Annotated in this window: 16 protein-coding genes and 2 pseudogenes; 12 read left to right on the top strand and 6 right to left on the bottom strand. The window is 68.9% G+C overall.

The features are described from left to right. Window positions 1–33: 33 nt before the first annotated feature. From ACZ4V1_RS11170 to ACZ4V1_RS11135, 8 genes and pseudogenes are all read left to right on the top strand, one after another. Complete coding sequence (locus ACZ4V1_RS11170) at window positions 34–765, top strand: TnsA-like heteromeric transposase endonuclease subunit (RefSeq protein ID WP_468332776.1); 732 nt, start codon at window positions 34–36, stop codon at window positions 763–765. Next, window positions 762–2,522, top strand: coding sequence for a transposase family protein (locus ACZ4V1_RS11165; protein WP_468332773.1), 1,761 nt, complete (start codon window positions 762–764; stop codon window positions 2,520–2,522). Before ACZ4V1_RS11170 ends, ACZ4V1_RS11165 begins: the two co-directional genes overlap by 4 nt. Then, window positions 2,513–2,881, top strand: a complete 369-nt coding sequence (locus tag ACZ4V1_RS11160; RefSeq protein ID WP_468332770.1) for a hypothetical protein — start codon at window positions 2,513–2,515, stop codon at window positions 2,879–2,881. Before ACZ4V1_RS11165 ends, ACZ4V1_RS11160 begins: the two co-directional genes overlap by 10 nt. Continuing rightward, window positions 2,878–3,471, top strand: a complete 594-nt coding sequence (locus ACZ4V1_RS11155) for an ATP-binding protein (RefSeq protein WP_468332767.1) — start codon at window positions 2,878–2,880, stop codon at window positions 3,469–3,471. The genes ACZ4V1_RS11160 and ACZ4V1_RS11155 overlap by 4 nt, the downstream gene beginning before the upstream one ends. Window positions 3,472–3,492: 21 nt before the next feature. Continuing rightward, entirely contained in the window at window positions 3,493–3,996 is a 504-nt protein-coding gene (locus ACZ4V1_RS11150) for a hypothetical protein (protein WP_468332764.1), read from the top strand. After that, window positions 3,993–4,250, top strand: a pseudogene (locus ACZ4V1_RS11145) (TniQ family protein); the annotation flags it as partial. The gene ACZ4V1_RS11150 and the pseudogene ACZ4V1_RS11145, both read left to right, overlap by 4 nt. 74 nt (window positions 4,251–4,324) lie before the next feature. Further along, window positions 4,325–4,393 (top strand): annotated as a pseudogene (locus ACZ4V1_RS11140) (hypothetical protein); the annotation flags it as partial. Between the two features lie 234 nt (window positions 4,394–4,627). Further along, window positions 4,628–6,646 carry a LysR family transcriptional regulator gene (locus tag ACZ4V1_RS11135; RefSeq protein WP_468333515.1) on the top strand — a complete coding sequence of 673 codons (2,019 nt, stop codon included), beginning with the start codon at window positions 4,628–4,630 and terminating at the stop codon, window positions 6,644–6,646. 12 nt (window positions 6,647–6,658) lie between these two features. Here ACZ4V1_RS11135 and ACZ4V1_RS11130 read toward each other — a convergent pair whose 3' ends face one another. The 3 genes from ACZ4V1_RS11130 to ACZ4V1_RS11120 form a co-directional block, all read right to left on the bottom strand. Next, window positions 6,659–7,060, bottom strand: a complete 402-nt coding sequence (locus ACZ4V1_RS11130; RefSeq protein ID WP_376501253.1) for a hypothetical protein — start codon at window positions 7,058–7,060, stop codon at window positions 6,659–6,661. Next, window positions 7,057–7,455, bottom strand: a complete 399-nt coding sequence (locus ACZ4V1_RS11125) for a hypothetical protein (RefSeq protein WP_093895073.1) — start codon at window positions 7,453–7,455, stop codon at window positions 7,057–7,059. Before ACZ4V1_RS11125 ends, ACZ4V1_RS11130 begins: the two co-directional genes overlap by 4 nt. A 325-nt stretch (window positions 7,456–7,780) precedes the next feature. Then, a complete protein-coding gene (locus ACZ4V1_RS11120) occupies window positions 7,781–9,022 on the bottom strand; it encodes a hypothetical protein (RefSeq protein WP_468332759.1) in 1,242 nt (413 codons plus the stop codon). Between the two features lie 284 nt (window positions 9,023–9,306). Between ACZ4V1_RS11120 and ACZ4V1_RS11115 the strand changes: the two genes are divergently transcribed. Beyond that, window positions 9,307–9,903, top strand: a complete 597-nt coding sequence (locus ACZ4V1_RS11115; RefSeq protein WP_468332756.1) for a hypothetical protein — start codon at window positions 9,307–9,309, stop codon at window positions 9,901–9,903. A 524-nt stretch (window positions 9,904–10,427) separates the two neighbouring features. On the opposite strand, the gene ACZ4V1_RS11110 is transcribed toward ACZ4V1_RS11115, so the two are convergent. The 3 genes from ACZ4V1_RS11110 to ACZ4V1_RS11100 all read right to left on the bottom strand — a co-directional run bounded on the left by ACZ4V1_RS11110 (window position 10,428) and on the right by ACZ4V1_RS11100 (window position 12,784). Then, the gene (locus ACZ4V1_RS11110; protein ID WP_468332753.1) at window positions 10,428–11,006 is read right to left on the bottom strand and encodes a TetR/AcrR family transcriptional regulator; all 579 of its coding nucleotides are present in this window, start codon (window positions 11,004–11,006) and stop codon (window positions 10,428–10,430) included. 190 nt (window positions 11,007–11,196) lie between these two features. Continuing rightward, window positions 11,197–12,588 (bottom strand): amidase, encoded by a 1,392-nt coding sequence (locus tag ACZ4V1_RS11105; protein WP_468332751.1) that lies wholly within the window; start codon window positions 12,586–12,588, stop codon window positions 11,197–11,199. Then, the gene (locus ACZ4V1_RS11100; RefSeq protein ID WP_468332748.1) at window positions 12,575–12,784 is read right to left on the bottom strand and encodes a hypothetical protein; all 210 of its coding nucleotides are present in this window, start codon (window positions 12,782–12,784) and stop codon (window positions 12,575–12,577) included. The genes ACZ4V1_RS11105 and ACZ4V1_RS11100 overlap by 14 nt, the downstream gene beginning before the upstream one ends. A gap of 127 nt (window positions 12,785–12,911) precedes the next feature. Here ACZ4V1_RS11100 and ACZ4V1_RS11095 point away from each other — a divergent pair, with 127 nt between their 5' ends. The 3 genes from ACZ4V1_RS11095 to ACZ4V1_RS11085 all read left to right on the top strand — a co-directional run bounded on the left by ACZ4V1_RS11095 (window position 12,912) and on the right by ACZ4V1_RS11085 (window position 16,726). Then, the gene (locus ACZ4V1_RS11095; protein ID WP_468332745.1) at window positions 12,912–14,228 is read left to right on the top strand and encodes an MFS transporter; all 1,317 of its coding nucleotides are present in this window, start codon (window positions 12,912–12,914) and stop codon (window positions 14,226–14,228) included. A 75-nt stretch (window positions 14,229–14,303) separates the two neighbouring features. Next, window positions 14,304–15,206 carry an MBL fold metallo-hydrolase gene (locus tag ACZ4V1_RS11090; protein ID WP_468332742.1) on the top strand — a complete coding sequence of 301 codons (903 nt, stop codon included), beginning with the start codon at window positions 14,304–14,306 and terminating at the stop codon, window positions 15,204–15,206. A gap of 134 nt (window positions 15,207–15,340) precedes the next feature. Then, window positions 15,341–16,726 (top strand): serine hydrolase domain-containing protein, encoded by a 1,386-nt coding sequence (locus ACZ4V1_RS11085; protein WP_468332739.1) that lies wholly within the window; start codon window positions 15,341–15,343, stop codon window positions 16,724–16,726. The last annotated feature ends 98 nt before the right edge of the window (window positions 16,727–16,824 follow it).

Here is a 16,824-nt window from a genome sequence, read left to right as displayed (position 1 = left end):
CGGAGGAGGCGGCCGACGATCCGGGGGTGACGCATGGCGGCAGGGCTGAGAGCGGCATCGATCACCGTGAGCCTGCGGGGCCCGGATGGCAGCCAGGTTGAGAACCGGGAGTGGAGCGCGTCCTCGATCGACCTGCTTGCGGCGGCGTCACCCTGGCGAACCTTTCGCTGGTATAGGGGCCAGCGGCACTACTCGGGCACCTACTGGTCCGCCACGATGCGCGACCACGTGATCTACGAGTCGCGCCTCGAACTGGCGAGGCTCCTCTTCGCTGATTTCGATCCGTCCGTACGGCGTGTCGTGGCCCAGCCATTTCTGCTCAAGGCCGAGGTGGACGGGGCTGTGCGCAAGCACATCCCGGACTACCTCCTCGTCACCGACGAGGGGCCCGTGGTCGTGGATGTGAAGCCACTGCACCGGTTGTCGAAGCCGGAGGTGGCCTTCACTTTCGGCTGGACCCGTGAGGCGGTGGAGGCCCGCGGGTGGAAGTACGAGGTCTGGAGCGAGCCACCCACGGCTGAGCTGGAGAACGTCCGCTTCTTGTCGGGCTACCGCAGAGACTGGCTGTTCGACCGTGGGCTCGTCGACGAGCTCCGTGGGGCTGATCTCAACGGAGTCTCTCTGCGGCGTGCGGCGGCCAGCTTGCCCGGTCGCCCGGAGGAGCAAGTCCGATCTGCGGTCTATCACTTGCTGTGGACGCACGAGTTCACGGTGGACCTCGACTGGCCGTTCAGCCCGGCGCACTTGCTCAGGAGAACGGCGTGACCAGGGCCGGAGCGCGGGTCGGCGTCGGTACACACTTCCGCTACGACGGGGAGACCGTCGAGGTGGTCGAGATGGCCGCCACCACGGCCGGCAACGAGGTCGTCCTCAAGGACCGCCACGGCAGGCTCCTGCGTCTGTCATTGCGGGAACTGCTCTTCTCCGACCGGGCCACTCTTATCCCCGAGGGGCCTGGACCGTTCTCGGACGACGCCGAGGTGATTGCCTCGGTGGTACTGGGGCAGTTGGACGAGAAGGACAGACAGCAGATCCTGGAGCGGGCCGAGCACATTCGGGAACTCCTCACGGGATATCGGTCCGGCAGCACCGAACTTGCGCGTGAAGGCGAACCGCGAGCTCCGTACGCGCCGACGCTGTCGCTGGACGCCCGCTATGCGGCGAAAGATGCGGAACTCGGAGTCACTGATCGCACTATTCGACGGTGGGTCGCCGACTACCGCCGACACGGTGAGGCCGGCCTGGTCCAGCGGACAAGCCCCCAGGCACGGTCCTTCGGCAGGGCCGATGACCGATGGGTGGAGACCGCGCTGGAAGTCATGGTCGAGCACACCGGAGAGTCGAAGCCATCACGCAAGATGGTCATAGATCGGACTCAGGCCCGGGTGATCGCGCGGTTCGGTCCTGAAGTCGTACCCCAGCCCAGCCAAGCCACGGCCTACCGGGTGCTCACAGAGCTGGAGCGGCGACACCCGCTGTTCCGGCTGAGTACGAAGCGCAACCGGGATATCGCCGATCGGCCGGAGGGTCCGTACGGCAAGCTGCGGCCGACGCGGCCGGGCGAGTACCTGCTAATGGACTCCACCCGCCTGGACGTCTTCGCGTTCGACCCGCTGACCCTGAAGTGGGTGCAAGCCGAGCTGAGTGTCGGGATGGACTGGTACACCCGCTGCATCACGGGGATCCGGCTCACGCCGGTCTCGACGAAGGCGGTGGATGTCAGCGCAGCGCTGTTCCAGTCATTTCGGCCGCGGCCTGCGGGGCGGGACTGGCCGCGGCACGCGGTCTGGCCCGAGCACGGCATCCCCCGCACCGTCCTGGTCGACGTCAAGGGCGCCACCGGGCCGGGGCTGGCCTCGCCGCCTTTGGTTCCCGAGACGCTGGTCGTCGACCACGGCAAGGTCTACGTCTCGGAGCACCTGACCAGCGTCTGCCGCCGGATGGGCATCTCCATCCAGCCGGCCCGGCTGCGGACGGGCCGCGATAAGGGGCCGGTCGAGCGCTACTTCCGGACCCTGCGGGAGGGTCTGCTGCAGGTGCTGCCCGGCTATAAGGGCCCCGACATCCACTCGCGAGGCGAGAGCCCGGAGGACGACGCGTTCTTCTTCCTCGACGAGCTTGAGGCGATCATCCGGGAGTGGACCGCGGCGGTCTATCACTGCCGACCGCATTCCAGTCTGGTCGATCCGGGTCTGCGGATGTCCCCGGCGAAGATGTTCGAGCACGGCATGGCGCGGGCGGGTTACATCGAAGCGCCCCGCGACCGGGCCTGGCTTACGAGTTCCTGCAGACGAAGTGGCGCACGGTCCAGCACTACGGGGTCGAGATCGACCGCCGCCGCTACAGCGGCACCGGCCTGCCCGAGACGGGAGTCCGCAGCCCCTACGACAGTCCGGTCAAGAACGGCTGGCCTTTCCAGGTGGACCCCGACGACATCACCCGGATCTACTTCCGCGATCCGGCTACTCGGGCCTGGCACACGCTGGTCTGGGAGCACGCGCCGTCGGCCGAGATGCCGCTGAGCGAGGACGCGTTGACGTTCGCCCGCCAACTGGCGGTCTCGAAGTATCGCTTTCCTGATGACCGGCTTGCCGTCGCTGATTTGTTGGAGCGGTGGAATCTCGGGCTGGGCACCACGATCGCCGAGCGGCGCATGGCCCTGCGGCTCGCGCGCGAGCAGGCCGCTATCGAGCTTCCGGAGAGTGAGGCGGAGACGGTTGTCTCGCTTCCCTCCGTACGCAAGGCCCTCGGTCAGGACGAGCAGACCGCGGAACTGCGGGAGCCCGACGTGGTGGCGGAGACGGGGGATGACGACGAGGTTGATCTGGAGGACCTCGCCGGGGAGGACGACTTCTACGCTGATGCCCTGGAGGACGTGTGACCGTCGGCAGCGTTCCGCAGCCGGGCTGTCTTGCCTTGTCGCGGAAGGAGGACTTCAAGGCGTTCGCCGAGAGCCCTCGCCGCAGGCGGCCCGATCTGCTGACCCGCAAGCAGCTGAAGTCCCTGCCCACGCAGGCCCGGGCGGACTACGACCGTCAGCGCCGGCAGTGGCACGCGAACATCGGCCCAGTGAAGACGCCGCAGCTGACGGAGCTCCATGAAGACCTATGGGACATCGTCGAAAGCAACGAGCAGGACGGCGACAAGGTCAAGGGGGCGGTGGCCGTCGACGCGTTCCCGGGGCTGGGCAAGACGACCTCGGTGCTGGCCTTTGCACGCGACTTCCACCAGCGGGAGATCGAGGAGTCTGGAGCGTTCACGAGCCAAGGGCACGAGCGGATCCCGGTCTGCCGGGTCGGACTGACTGGGAACACCGGAATGAAGGATCTCAACCGGGCCATGCTGGAGTTCTTCGGCCACCCCGGACAGATGCGGGGGACCACCGCCCAGTTCGGACGGCGGGTGCTGGACTGCGTGCTGTCCTGCGATGTCCGCCTGGTGGTTCTGGACGATCTGCACTTTTTGAAGTGAGGACAGAAGAGCGGCATCGAGGTGAGCAACCACCTGAAGTGGATCGCCAACGAGTTTCCGGTGACGTTGCTGATGGTGGGGGTCGAGCTCGCGAAGAGGGGCCTGTTCGGCGAGGGCACGAGCGGGCGCGACACCGCTCTGGCCCAGACCGGCCGCCGCACCACCCGCCTCGGGCTTCGTCCGTTCACCATCGATATGGAGGCCGGGCGCCGGGAGTGGCGGCAGATGCTGCTGGCCCTCGAACAGCGAGTCGTGCTCACCGACAAGCATCCCGGCATGCTCGCGGACGACCTGTCGGACTACCTCTTCGCCCGCAGCACCGGACACATCGGCTCGCTGATGACGCTGATCAACCGCAGCTGCCAGCGGGCGGTCCGCACCGGCGCCGAACGTCTTGACCAGGAGCTCATGGACCGGGTGAAGAACGACGAGGCATCCGAGGCCGCCCGCCTCGAACTGCAGGCCGCGCTGGAGAAGAAACGGCTGACCAGCCGCCCGCGGCCCCGGAGCCGGCGACCCGCATGAGAACGCCGGTCCGCACCCTGCCGATCCGGCTGCCTCCACTGCCCGGCGAGGCTCTGGACTCATGGCTGGAGGCGATGGCCAGGCGGATGGACACCGCGCTCGGTGATGTCCTGCTGCCCTTCGGCTTCCCGGTCCGGCACCGGGCCGGAAACCAGTTCAGGGGCATCCCGGCAGACTGGACGATCGTCCTCGACGAGCAGCAGACCAATGCCGTCGCGCACGCCACCGGGACGTCCCCGGAGAAAGTCGCTGCCCTGACCCTGGCTCATTACGACGGACGGGCCCTCCACCTGAGTGCCGGGGGCCGGGCCGTGTCACGGCACGTCCTTTGGGGCCGCGGAGGGGATCCCGGTTCTGTCCGGAGTGCCTTCATGCCACTGGTGGACGATGGCAATTGTCCTGGAGGCTCGGTTTCTCCTTCGCCTGCACCCGGCACCGCAGGCTGCTGGCGGACTGCTGCCCGCACTGCGGGAGGGTGCCGCGGCAGCGGCCCCGTTCCGGCCGGTCCGTCCCCCGGCCTGAACTCTGCGGCAATCCACCGACCCGCCCCACCCGCCCGTTCTCGGCGGGCTGCGGCACCGATCTGACCCGCGCTTCGACACTTCTCCTGCCTCCTGGCCATCCGGTTCTCATGGCCCAAGACCGAGTGCTGGAGATCATCGACGGAGCAACGGCAGCTTTCGGCCCCTACCGAACCTCTCCCCAGCCGGCCTCGGCGGTGCTGGCCGACATCCGGGCCCTGGGCATACGCGTCCTGAGCGACCTGCCCACGGCCGTCCTCCAGGAACAGATTCCGGCTGACATCGCAGAAGCTCACCTCAGCACCGATGCGGTCTCCCCGCACACCGGACAGGCCATGGAACGTCCGGGGTTCATGGCCCCGCCCCGAGCCGCAGACACGGCCGTCGCGGTCACCATGGCCCTGAGCATCCTGGAGCAAGCAGGAATCCACCCGGCCGGCGAGGCCCTGCGGAGCCTGCTGGAAGCAGTACGCGAGGAACTCACGCAGATCTCGGCGACCAGCATCGACAGCTGGGGCAGGGGCATCAGCCCGGTGCTGCAGTCCGTGCACCTGGCGGCCCTCGCCCCTTCCCTCCGCCCCAGCGAATACGTCCGCTACCGCATCATGACCGAGACCCCCCGCCGGCCGACCCGGACCACTCGGGACATCGAGCAGCGAGCCAGGAAGATCCCCACGATGTTCTGGCCGCCCTGGACGATCCGCCTCGCACCACCTGAAGGAATCCATGCGCGGGCTCTGGCTCCCGTTCTCGCCGCCCTGTTGCTGATTCCCGACAGCCGCACATCCCTGGACCAGGCAGCCGGGCTGATCGGTGACGTCATCGACGGCACTGAGGTGTCACGCCTCCTCCAGGAAGTCGACGACCTTCCGCAATGGCCGGACATCGCCACTGCTCTGGACCGGCTCGCGGACTACCTCGGTGCCAACAGCACCCCCATCGACTACGGTCGGCGCCGACTCCTCGACTACACCGGCCTGCTTCCTCATGACCGCTGGCTGGAGATCTGCCGCCACACCGGAACACCACCGGGAACCGGACGGCGCGAACGCATCGCACGCAGCCAGCTCTTCCAACGTCTCAGCGGCCTGCCCGCCGAGTCTGCCCCTGACGACCTGGGCGGGCCCGACAGTGCAGAGTTCCGGGCGACGTCCCTGCGGTTCACCGCGCTTCAGGCCCCTGAACTCGCGCACGCCCTCCAGCAGGAAGCCCTCAACTTCCTGGCCTCACACCACATCCACGACGAGCCCATGACCTGGCAGCCGCCCGCCGCCCTGCTGGCAGGGCTCTCCCTTCCCGGCCCCGACCCGGCACACGTCGACCTACCCCGCCTGCACCAGCTTGTCCGCGAACGCCAGCACCCTGTTCAGCACGCCGCCCAGGTTCTGGGTACGACCGTCGAGGCCATCCGACATGTTCTCGACGAACATCCAGCCCCTGCACCCCCGCTGACGAAGAGCACCGTCAGGGCCGCCGACCGCATCCGGCAGCAGGCCCGGCAAGCCATTCCGGCAGAGCGCTTCACCCGGCTCTACCTTGACGAACACCGGTCCCTCCAGCAGATCGCCACCCTCACCGGCTTCTCCCGCAGAGTGCTGACCGACCTTGCCAAGGAGTACGGCATCCCGCTCCGCGAGGGCCCCAAGGACTACAAGCGCCGCGGCACCGTCGAACGGGCCTGGCTCATCGAGCAGTACGTCCACCGCCGCCGGACCCTGCCGGACCTCGCCCGAAAAGCTGGCATGAGCACCGCGAACATGGCCCGCTGGGCCAAGACCCACAACGTTCCGCTGCGACCACGCGGAGGATCCAGTCACAGCCAGGTACTTCGGGCAATCGACCAGGCCAGCCGAGCACCAAGCATCCTTCGGCCGGCACTCGGCGGCCAGGGGGCCAGCGAACGGTTGAGCCGATTCGCGGCTGCATCTCCCTACCCCAGCCTCGGTGCCGCAGCGAGCGGCCTCGGCCTCAACACGTTCACCCTCGTCGCACAGATCAACCGGATCGAACGAGAACTCGGTGGACCACTCCTGGTCCGGGCGGAACGAGGTAGGCCCATGACGCTCACTCCCCTGGGGAAGAAGGTGCTCAAGGCCATTCGAAAGATGCAGGACAACACGATGCCCTGAGACGCGGCATGATCATTCCGGGTCGGCAATGCGTCGGAACACCCCGTCGAACTCGCCGGATGCCACGAGCCCGGCAATCACGCGCACCATGCTGCCGATGCCGGGATTCCGCACGATCAGCCCGTCCGCGCAGAAGAAGCACTGCCCGGAGACCGCCTCTCCGCTCGCCTCCCAGCTCCGCATGAGCCGATCCACCTCGGCGAGAGTGAAGATCGTGGAACTCCAGCGCGACCCGTCGGCAAGATGAACCTCGGCATCGACGTTGCAGACCTCCTCGATCGCCTCGTCCGGTTCCACGAGGAAGAGCACCTGGAAGCCGGCGGCCCGAACCCGGTAGTAGGGAGCCTCCCAGTCGGCATCAGAAGCCCGACCCTCGGACGCCGGGCCCGCCTGTTGCGGCATCGACGCCGTCACTGAAGCTCCTCACCCGGCGGTATGAAGGCGTCGGCGCTGTCGGCGTCCTCCACATGCCCCTGAGCATCGACTGTGATGGCAGTCGCCCGGCCCTGCGAAGTGATCAACCAGGCCAGCACCTGCTCCGTGAGAGGTGATCCACCCGGCCCTTCATCCGTCCAGTGTGCCCGCCATCCCCCACCGGGTATCGCGGCGACCACCTGATCGGCCCGCTCCAAGTGGGAGAAGTCCACGTAGTCCGTGACCTGGCGCAGTGCCCCTCGTTGCGGGTCGACCACCAAGGCTGTCCCGGTTGCGGGATCCCATCCCTCCACGCGCACCATGCGTCCGATCTCGGTCTTAGTGCCATTGAAGATGGCGGTCCATCCGGTCTGATTGAAGTATCGGAGTTGCATGGCGTCATGATCCCGGAGGTCCGGCGACCTGCTCGACCTCCGTGTCGTGCAAGCCGTGGTTATCAAGAAACCGGCAGGCCGGTGATACTGATGTCAAAGACCCGACGGACTGTGGAAGCGGACCCAGACATTCCTGTAGGGCTCACGGAGCTTGTGGCCGACCGGCGGGCAGCCGGGCCAGCGTTGCTGCCACAGATCCGTCAGAAGCACCCGCACATCTCCAGTCAGTGGAGCCGCGACTGGCTCCCCAAGCAGGGGAGGCCGCCGAGTAGGCGGGAGAGAGTGTGGTCAGTGGATTGCTGCTTTTCTCTGCTGGTGCACACATTCACTCGTTGGGGGGCTCCGTTGCCAGCGGGATACCGCACCGCCAGCAGTCGTTCGCGTGGTCGTCCTGGCAGACGTAGCCGATGGCACCATCCACGCACCATTCGGCGGCCTCCTCGGAAAGCAGGTCGGGCCCGGCAAGGAGCAGCCGACGAAATTCCGTGGTGTCCGCAATGTCGGCCGGCCGGTTGGTGAACCACTCGTTGAACCAAGGCTTGTCCCGGTATATGCGCCAGTGCGCATTCTCCCGGTCGTCGACAGCCGCAAGGAACCGATCGACGATGCGCCCCCAACTCGGTGCTCCGAACCAGCCGTTGTCAGACGCACAGAAGGATTCGATCAGGGTTCGCAGGCCGAACTCCTTCTCGTGAAGGCAGTACCTTCGCCCCCATGAGATCGCGGCCTGCGCCATCTCCGCGAGTTCTTCTCGCGGATCAACCTCGTGCGCCGGGTCGTCGGGGTTGTGGCAGGCCAGCCCGAGCTTGAGTACGGACTGCCCTGTCGGTAGAACCCGGGACGGGTTGACGATCGCGAGACCGAGACCGATCCAGTCGACATGGTCGAACGACAGCATCGAGCGCACGAGTCGGGTGGTTGCCGTGTTGATCCGCATCATTGTGCCGTCGTGGAGCGGACTCTTCCCGGCATGCCAGTTCTCGACGGGTGTGTTGCGCCACACGGCGAGCGTGATGCGGGTGGCAGCGAGCCACAGCAGGGCGTCGTCGTCGAGGTGCCCGAACCGCTTGGCACACTCCTGGGCGCCGTAGGTGATCAACTCTTCCGGTTTCGGCCACCTGTGGCTGTCGGGCCCTTCAGGCGCGTACTGATAGTCGTCGGCGTACTCGTCGAGGATCGCGCTCAACTCGGTTGCGCTGTAAGCCTCGCTGTACTCGGAGCTGTCCGGCCCCTCGACGGTGTACATGTCGTGGTCCCATGACACATACACGTCGTCCCAGAGCACGACGTCGTCGCACTCGATGGCGTTATCCGTCACAACCGGCCTGATGGTGATCGGCGCAGTACGCCCGTCGGTTCGCTCGCCGTCCTTCTTGGCGGCCCATGCGGTGATGATCCCGAGCGGCTTCGGAAGGAGAGGGCCGACCTCGGTGATGCTGAACGGCTCGTCGTCGTCATCGGTGTCGAACCGGCTGTTGACGAACGCGACCGCCTCGGAGGGCGTGCTGATGATGGACTGGGTACCACTCTGGTTGTCAACCACTCGCCACAACGCGCTGTTCTTCATGATGCTCTCCGATCGCGGTGAATGCACCCGGGGCGGGTGCGATGCACCGGGTCGCTCGATACTGACTCCGATTAGGTACTCAAAGGGGCCGGGCTGACAGGCTGCACTCGTGGCCCTCAACGATGCCTGGACGCTGGTTGGGCCGAAACCACCCCCGAGCAGACCAGGGAGGCTGCCGTTTTCCGGTGCTGGCGGCCTCGGGACCGGCCCCATCTCGCCGCACTCTAAGCGCAGGGTCTGACATCCGGACCGGGCAGCAGGTTCATGCGGTCGACAATGAGCGCATGGACGTCCCTGAGTTGCTCGAAGCAGCTTTCCTGTTGGTTCCGGAAGAGACCGCCACCGAGAATGACATCACGGTGGGAGACGTCTGGGACTACCTCGTTCACGACGAGTGGGAGATCGCCCTGGGTCTGCTGGAGGAGTTTGGGGAGGCTCACTCGCTCCCTTTGGCTTTCTGGGAGAAGCTCGCCGAAGCGGCTGATCAGCTCCAGCTGGAGCGGAGCGCGGCTTGGTGCCATTGGCGATGCTCCGAGCTCCGCAACGGCGTGATCAGGGCGGATTTGATGCTCCGCCCTGCCGCCGAGGCGCGACGCACGACGCCAATCTCCGGCGCGGGTGTTCTGCGGCCCATGTGGGACATCGGTCTCCTCTCACCCACCGGCGGACGTGCGGTCAGCATCGCTGGGCTCTGGGTTGAGAACATGCCCATGCTGGAGCCCGGCGGGCGAGCCACGGTTCGCCTTGTGCCCCTCACTCCCTCCCACTGGACGTACGTCCAGCCCGGCCAGCAGATCACCATGCACGAGGACCGAGCCGTGGCTGGCACCGCAGTCATCCTGGAGGTTTGCCTCCCTGCCACCGTCATGCCCGCGCGATGACATGAACTGCTTGCCGGTGCACGTATCTCCGTACGTGGTGGTGCACTCAGACGGGACGCGGACAAGCGGTGCAGCCGACTGGACAGTCTGAGGAAATGACATGGATCTGAGACAGCCGCCTGCCGACACGTCGTGAGAATGGAGGGGAACTTCCAGGTCATAGCGTCGGTGCATGACACCGAAAGTGAGAACCTACACGGCGCGGGAAGATGTAGGTTCCCGTTTCTTGTGCCCCGTTCTCATGCTTCGTGTCCGGTGCCCGGCCCGTAGGGCATGGAGATGAGACGTGTTGGTCGAGGCGACTGAGCGGCCGCCGTTCCTTACGCCCATGCAGCTCACCAGCCTTGGTCAAGAAGGTCGTGACCGCCTCGGCGCCGTGTACCGACCAGTTCGGTGAGCTCCACGGACCACGCCACAAGCGCCACAAGCCGAAGGCCCTCACCTCGCCCGAGCTGCGATGGCCCGCGGGCATGAGCAACGGTGAATCCGGGCGACCCTCCTGCGCGGGCCGCGAGGAATGTGGATCACGGGCGGGGGTGTTCTTCGCCCGCGTCGAGGAGCTCGGACACGAGCCGACGGGCGTACGCGGCGTCGAGTCCGGCCGGGCGGAAGAGGATGCGGTACATCATGGGGGCGACCACGCGGTCCATCACCGTCTCGACGTCGGGAGTGTTCTCCTCGCGGCCGATCGCGCGGGCGAGTATGACGTCGATCTGTTCGGCCGCGTAGTCCGAGCACTGACCGGCGTTGCTGCCGTCCGGGTCGCCGAGCAGAGCGTCACGGATGTAGGCGCGGCCGGAGGGAGACGACATCTCGTCGAGGAACTGTTCGGACCAGGCCGTCAGGTCGGACAGCAGGTCGCCGTGGCTCTCCGGCGCAGTGTCGGGCCGGAGGCGCTCCACCGCGACGTCCGACAGCAGCTCCTGAAGGTCGCCCCAACGGCGGTAGATCGTCGAGGGGGTGACCCCGGCGCGCTGGGCGACCAGCGGGACGGTCACCGCGTCGCGGCCCCGCTCCGACAGGATTTCGCGGACAGCGGTGTGCACCGAAGCCTGGACCCGTGCGCTGCGCCCGCCGGGGCGCACCATCGGCTTACGACTCATGACTCCACCTTAAAGCACGATTATTGCGTTTAGTGAGGAGCAGGTCGGCTCGACGGCCGCGCCAGGGCGCCCCCTCGCCGGTCTCCTCGCTGCGGCACCCTGTCCTGATCCCGACCGGAAGCGCACCGCGTGTGGGCCGGGCCGGATCCGTCCGGCCCGCACGCCGCTCTCAGGCGGCCCGTACGCCGCTCTAGGCGGCCGGCGCGAGCGATCGGGCGGACTGCGTCCGCTCGTAGGCGTGGCCCACCCGCAGCAGCTGCCGATCGCCGAAGGGCCGCCCCAACAGCTGCATGCCGATCGGCATGCCCGCCGTGTCGTGGCCCACCGGGACGGACAGAGCGGGCACTCCGGTGATGTTGGCCGGGGAGGACAGACGTACGTAGGCGTCGGAGACGGCCTCGGTCGAGCCGTCGGACCAGGTGACGCTCTCCTGGCCGGCCTTCACCGCGGTCATCGGGACCGCCGGGGCGGCGATCACGTCGACCTCCTCCAGCATGCGGGCCCATTCCTCCTGCATGAGCGTCCGGGAGCGCTGGGCGCGCAGATAGTCGCCCGCGCCCATCAGCTCACCGGCCTCCAGGAGGATGCGGACGTCCGCCTGGTACAGCTCGGGGACCGTACGCAGCGTGCCCTCGTGGTAGGCGGTGGCCTCCGGCACCATCAGCCCCCACTGGGTGGCCTGGATGTACCGGGTCATCGGGATGTCGATCTCGACGAGATGGGCGCCGAGCGTCTCCAGCCGCGCGATGCCCCGGCGGACGGCGGTCTCCACCTCCGCGTCGACATGGTCGAAGTAGTAGTTGCGCGGCACCCCGACGCGCACGCCCGCCAGGTCCGGCTCCCGTTCCGGCCGGTGGTCGACGGCGGGGATGTCCAGCGAGGCGGGGTCACGCGGGTCGTGCCCGGCGAGGACGGTCAGGACCAGGGCCGCGTCCTCGACGGTGCGGGTGACCGGGCCGACGTGGTCCAGCGACCAGGACAGCGATGTGACGCCGTGGCGCGGCACCAGCCCGTAGGTCGGCTTGAAGCCGACGACCCCGTTCAGCGCGGCGGGAACCCGGATCGACCCGCCGGTGTCGGTGCCCAGGGCGAAGGTCGCCGCCCCGGCCGCGACCGCGACGGCGGACCCGCCGCTGGAGCCTCCCGCGACCCGGCCGCGGTCCCAGGCGTTGCCGGTCTGCGGGGTGGTCAGGCCGTAGGCGAACTCGTGGGTGTGGGTCTTGCCGACCAGGACGGAGCCCGCGGCCCGCAGCCGGGCGGCGACCGTGCTGTCGGCGGCGGCGCGGTGGCCGGCCCGGACCCGGGAACTGGCGCTGGTGGGCGAACCGGCGACGTCGATCAGGTCCTTGAGCCCGGCCGGGACGCCGTGCAGCGGCCCCCGGAACACGCCGCGGGCCGCTTCCTGCTCGGCCTCCCGCGCCGCGCCGCGGGCCTGCTCAGCGGTGACCGCGACGTACGCCTCGACGTGCGGGTCCACCTGGTCGATGCGGTCGAGGACCGAGTCCACCAGCTCGACGGGGGACAGCCGGCGGGTCCGGATCCGCTGCGCGGCGTCGGCGAGGGTCAGCTCATACGGCTGCATCGTGCTTCTCCTTTCCGGCGCGGTAGGCGCCGGAGGGCGGGGTGTCCCCGAAGTCCAGCTCACGCAGGACCGCGACGACGGAGTGGATGTGGTTGGCGGTGGCGGCGACCGCGGCGTGGCGGTCATCGGGCAGCGGAAGTCCGGCACGGGCGGCCCAGCGGGCGGCCTCGGGCGGCGTGAGTTCGGCGGAGGGCACAGGTTTCTCCTGATCAGGGGGCGTGGCGACCAAGCACCCGCACCAAAAGCTAACGGTTTGCTTTAACTCGACCGTAGGCCCTACGGTCTGGTTAAAGCAAATGCGTTGCATTTACGGAAGGAGTCCTATGCCCGGCGTCATCTCCGACGTACAAGCGGTGGCCGACGCACCCGCGATCTCCGAAGCACCCGCGGCGTCCGGCGCACCCGCGCACGTCGCTCACCAGGCCACCCGCACCCGTACGAAGAGGCGCACGGCTTCTTTCGCCCTCGACGTGTCGATACTCGCGGCCCTCCTGGCCGCGTCCAGCGCCCCGACCCCGCTCTACCCTCTCTACCAGGACCAGTGGGGCCTCTCCGCGCTCGCCGTCACCGTGGTCTTCAGCGCGTACGCGCTGGCCCTGCTGCTGGCCCTGCTCACCACCGGAGCGCTCTCCGACCACCTGGGGCGGCGCCCCGTCCTGGCAGGCGCCCTGCTCATGGCGGCCGCCTCCATGGCCCTCCTGGCCTCAGCGGACGGCGCGGGCTCCCTGACCATCGCCCGGGTCCTGCAAGGAGCGGCCACCGGCGCGGCCACCAGCGCCGCGGGCGCGGCGCTCCTCGACCTGGAAAATCCCCGGCGCCCGGGCCGGTCCGCCCTGGCCAACAGCGTCACCCCGGTCGCCGGCATGGCCACCGGCGTGCTCGTCTCCACCCTGCTCGTCCGTTTCGCCCCCGCCCCCACCGTCACCGTCTACGTACTGCTGGCGGCGTTGTTCCTCGCCCAGGCGATCGCGGCCGCCTTCACCACGGAGACGGCCCACCGCCACGCGGGAGCGCTGCGGTCGCTGCGCCCGCGGGTCAGCGTCCCGCCCCCGGCCCGCCGCGCCCTGCTGGCCGCCGGCGCCGCTGTCGGCACCGTCTGGGCGCTGGGCGGCTTCTACTCCTCCCTCGGCCCGGCCCTCGTACGCCTGGTGGCGCCCGACGCCCCGCAAGCAGCCCGCGGCATGGTCTTCTTCACCCTCAGCGCCACCGCCGCGCTCACCGTATGGGCGCTGCGGCGCAGGCCGCCCCGCGCCACCGCGATCGGCGGCTGCCTGACCGTTCTGCCCGCTGCGGCCCTGACCCTGGGCGGTCTGCACGGCGCCGGGCTGCCCGCCGTCTACGGCGGCTCGGTGCTGGCCGGCATCGCCTTCGGCGCCGTTTCCCAGGGGGCGCTGCGTCTGCTCCTCGCCCCGCTCGACGAGCGGGACCGCGCCGCGACACTGGCCGCCTACTACGTTCTCAGCTACCTCTCCATGAGCCTGCCCGCCGTCGCCGCGGGCGCCGCCACCCAGCATTACGGGCTGGGGACCACCTCATACGCCTACGCCCTCACCGCCGCTCTCCTCGCCCTGGCGGCCCTGGCGGCACTCACCGCGTCACGACGCGGGGCGGCCCGCCCCGAAGCCGACCGCTTCCACTGAAGAGAACGACCGCCCGCTTCCACTGAAGAGAACGACCGGCCCTTCCGCTGAAGAGAACAAAGGAAACGACTCACAATGCACACCTCCCCCGCCGCCACTCCCATCCCGTCCTGGACCGTGGGCGGCGTCACCGTCCACCGCGTCGACGAAGTGGCCCTGCCGCCCGCGACCGGACCCTGGCTGCTGCCCGACGCCACCCCTGAGGTGGTGACCGCCCAGGACTGGCTGCACCCCCACTTCGCCGGCCCGGACGGCATTCTGCATATCGACAGCCACAGCTTCGCGTTCGTCGTCAACGGTATGCGCGTTGTCGTCGACACCGGCATCGGCAACGGCAAGGAGCGGGCCAACCCGGCCTGGCACAACCTGCGGACCGACTTCCTGGAGCGCCTCACAGCCGCCGGTTTCGCCCCGGACTCCGTCGACCTGGTGATCCTCACTCACCTGCACGCCGACCACGTCGGCTGGAACACACGGCAGGTGAACGGCGAATGGGTCCCCACCTTCCCCAACGCCCGCTACCTCACCTCCCGCGCCGAGCGGGAGTTCTGGGCCACGTACGACATGGAGGAGGCACGCGAACAGATGTTCCGCGACTCCGTGATCCCGGTCGAACAGGCGGGCCTGCTGAGCACGGTCGACGTCCCGCAAGAAGGGGCCGAGATCGCCCCCGGCCTGCGTTTGATCCCGTCACCCGGCCACACCCCCGGCCATGTCGCCGTGGAACTGGCCGGCCAGGGGGAGACGGCGCTGATCTCCGGCGACTGCGTCCACCATCCCGTCCAGCTCGCCCACCCCGTCATCGGCGCCTGCGTCGACATCGACCCGCGGCAGTCCGAGGCCACTCGCCGCAAGCTGCTCGGCTCCCTCGCCGGCACGGACACCCTCCTGCTCGGCACCCACTTCGCACCGCCCACCGCCGGCCGCGTGGTCGCCCACGGGGACGCCTACCGGCTGGAGCCCGTCCCCGCTTCCTGATGCCGTTGCCAGGCCGTCTCGGTCACCGCGGGTATGGTCCAGCCCTTCGGGCCCCCACCAGGGTCGCTCCGATCGCGGGCCTCCAGCGGGAAAACCGGCTCGACGTGCGGTGCCCGGGCCGGTGGACTGGGGGCATGACCACACCTCAGGAAGAGCTGTTCCCCGCCACCCGCCGGGCGCTGCTGCACCGCATCGCCGTGGCCCAGGCCGAAGGACGCACGCCGTCGCTCGTGGCAGCGGTGGTCCGGGGCGGACGCACCGTGTGGCACGGTGCGCGAACCTCGGTCGACGGGCATGGCCCGGACGAGAACGTGCAGTACCGGATCGGCTCGATCACCAAGACGTTCACCGCGGTTCTCGTGCTGCGACTGCGCGATGAGGGATTGCTCGACCTCGGAGACCCTCTGGAGAAGCATCTTCCGGGCACCGGGGCGGGGGAGGCCACGATCGCCGAATTGCTGGCGCACTCGGGCGGACTGGCTGCCGAGTCCCCCGCGCCGTGGTGGGAGCGGACGCCGGGCTCGCTGCGGCCCGAACTCGCCGATGTGCTGGGCAAGCAGCCCCTCCTACACCCAGTGGGCCGTCGGCATCACTACTCGAACCCGGGTTACACCCTGCTCGGCGCGCTGGTCGAGAAGCTGCGCGGTGCTCCGTGGGAGGACGTGTTGCGGCGGGAGGTGCTGGGACCGCTGGGCCTGGACCGTACGACCGCACGCCCGCAGGCGCCCCACGCCGGTGGCTGGGCGGTACATCCGTGGGCCGACGTCATGCTGGCCGAGCCCGCCGAGGACCTGGGGCGGATGGCCCCCGCAGGTCAACTCTGGTCCACCACCGGGGATCTGGCGCGATTCGCCGTGTTTCTGGCGAGGGGGGACGACAGGGTACTGAGCGCGGAGACCGTGCGGGAGATGCGGGCGCCCGCTGCGGCGGCCGAGGCGGCGGACGTCCTGGACGGCACGGCGTATGGCCTCGGCCTGCAGATCCAGCGCTGGGACGGGCGGCTGCTCGTGGGGCACTCCGGGTCGCTGCCGGGCTTCCTGGCCAACCTCACCCTCAGCGTGGAGGACGACGTGGCAGCGGTGGTACTGACCAACTGCACGTCCGGGCCGACGCCGGCCGGAGTCGGTGCCGACCTCGTGCGCATCGTCGCCGAGGCGGAGCCCAGGATCCCCGAGCCGTGGCGTCCCCTGCCGGAAGTCGACGCCTCTGTGCTGGAGTTGGCCGGGCAGTGGTACTGGGGGACCAACGCCTTCGCACTACGGCTGACGGCCGACGGGGGAGTCTCGCTGGAGCCGCTGTCGGGCCACGGCCGCCGCTCGCGCTTCCGGGCGAATCCCGACGGCACGTGGACAGGGCTCGAGGGCTACTACGCCGGGGAGCTTCTGCAAGCGGTGCGGCGTCCGGACGGGACCGTGAGCCATCTGGACCTCGGATCGTTCGTGTTCACACGTCAGCCGTACGACGAGGGGGCCCCGGTACCGGGAGGGGTGGACCCGGAGGGGTGGCGGGGGATCGGCTAGGCATCTTGTCCGGCGTCGGGGGGGGGGGGGGGGGGGGGGGGGGAGGGGGAAAAAGAGACAAAAAAAAGAAACGTGCAAGCGCACCCAGCACACACCAA

The organism is Streptomyces sp. NPDC028991 (assembly GCF_055564775.1).
Note: the sequence above shows the minus strand (reverse complement) of the source record. Positions and strands in the feature narration are given on the sequence as shown.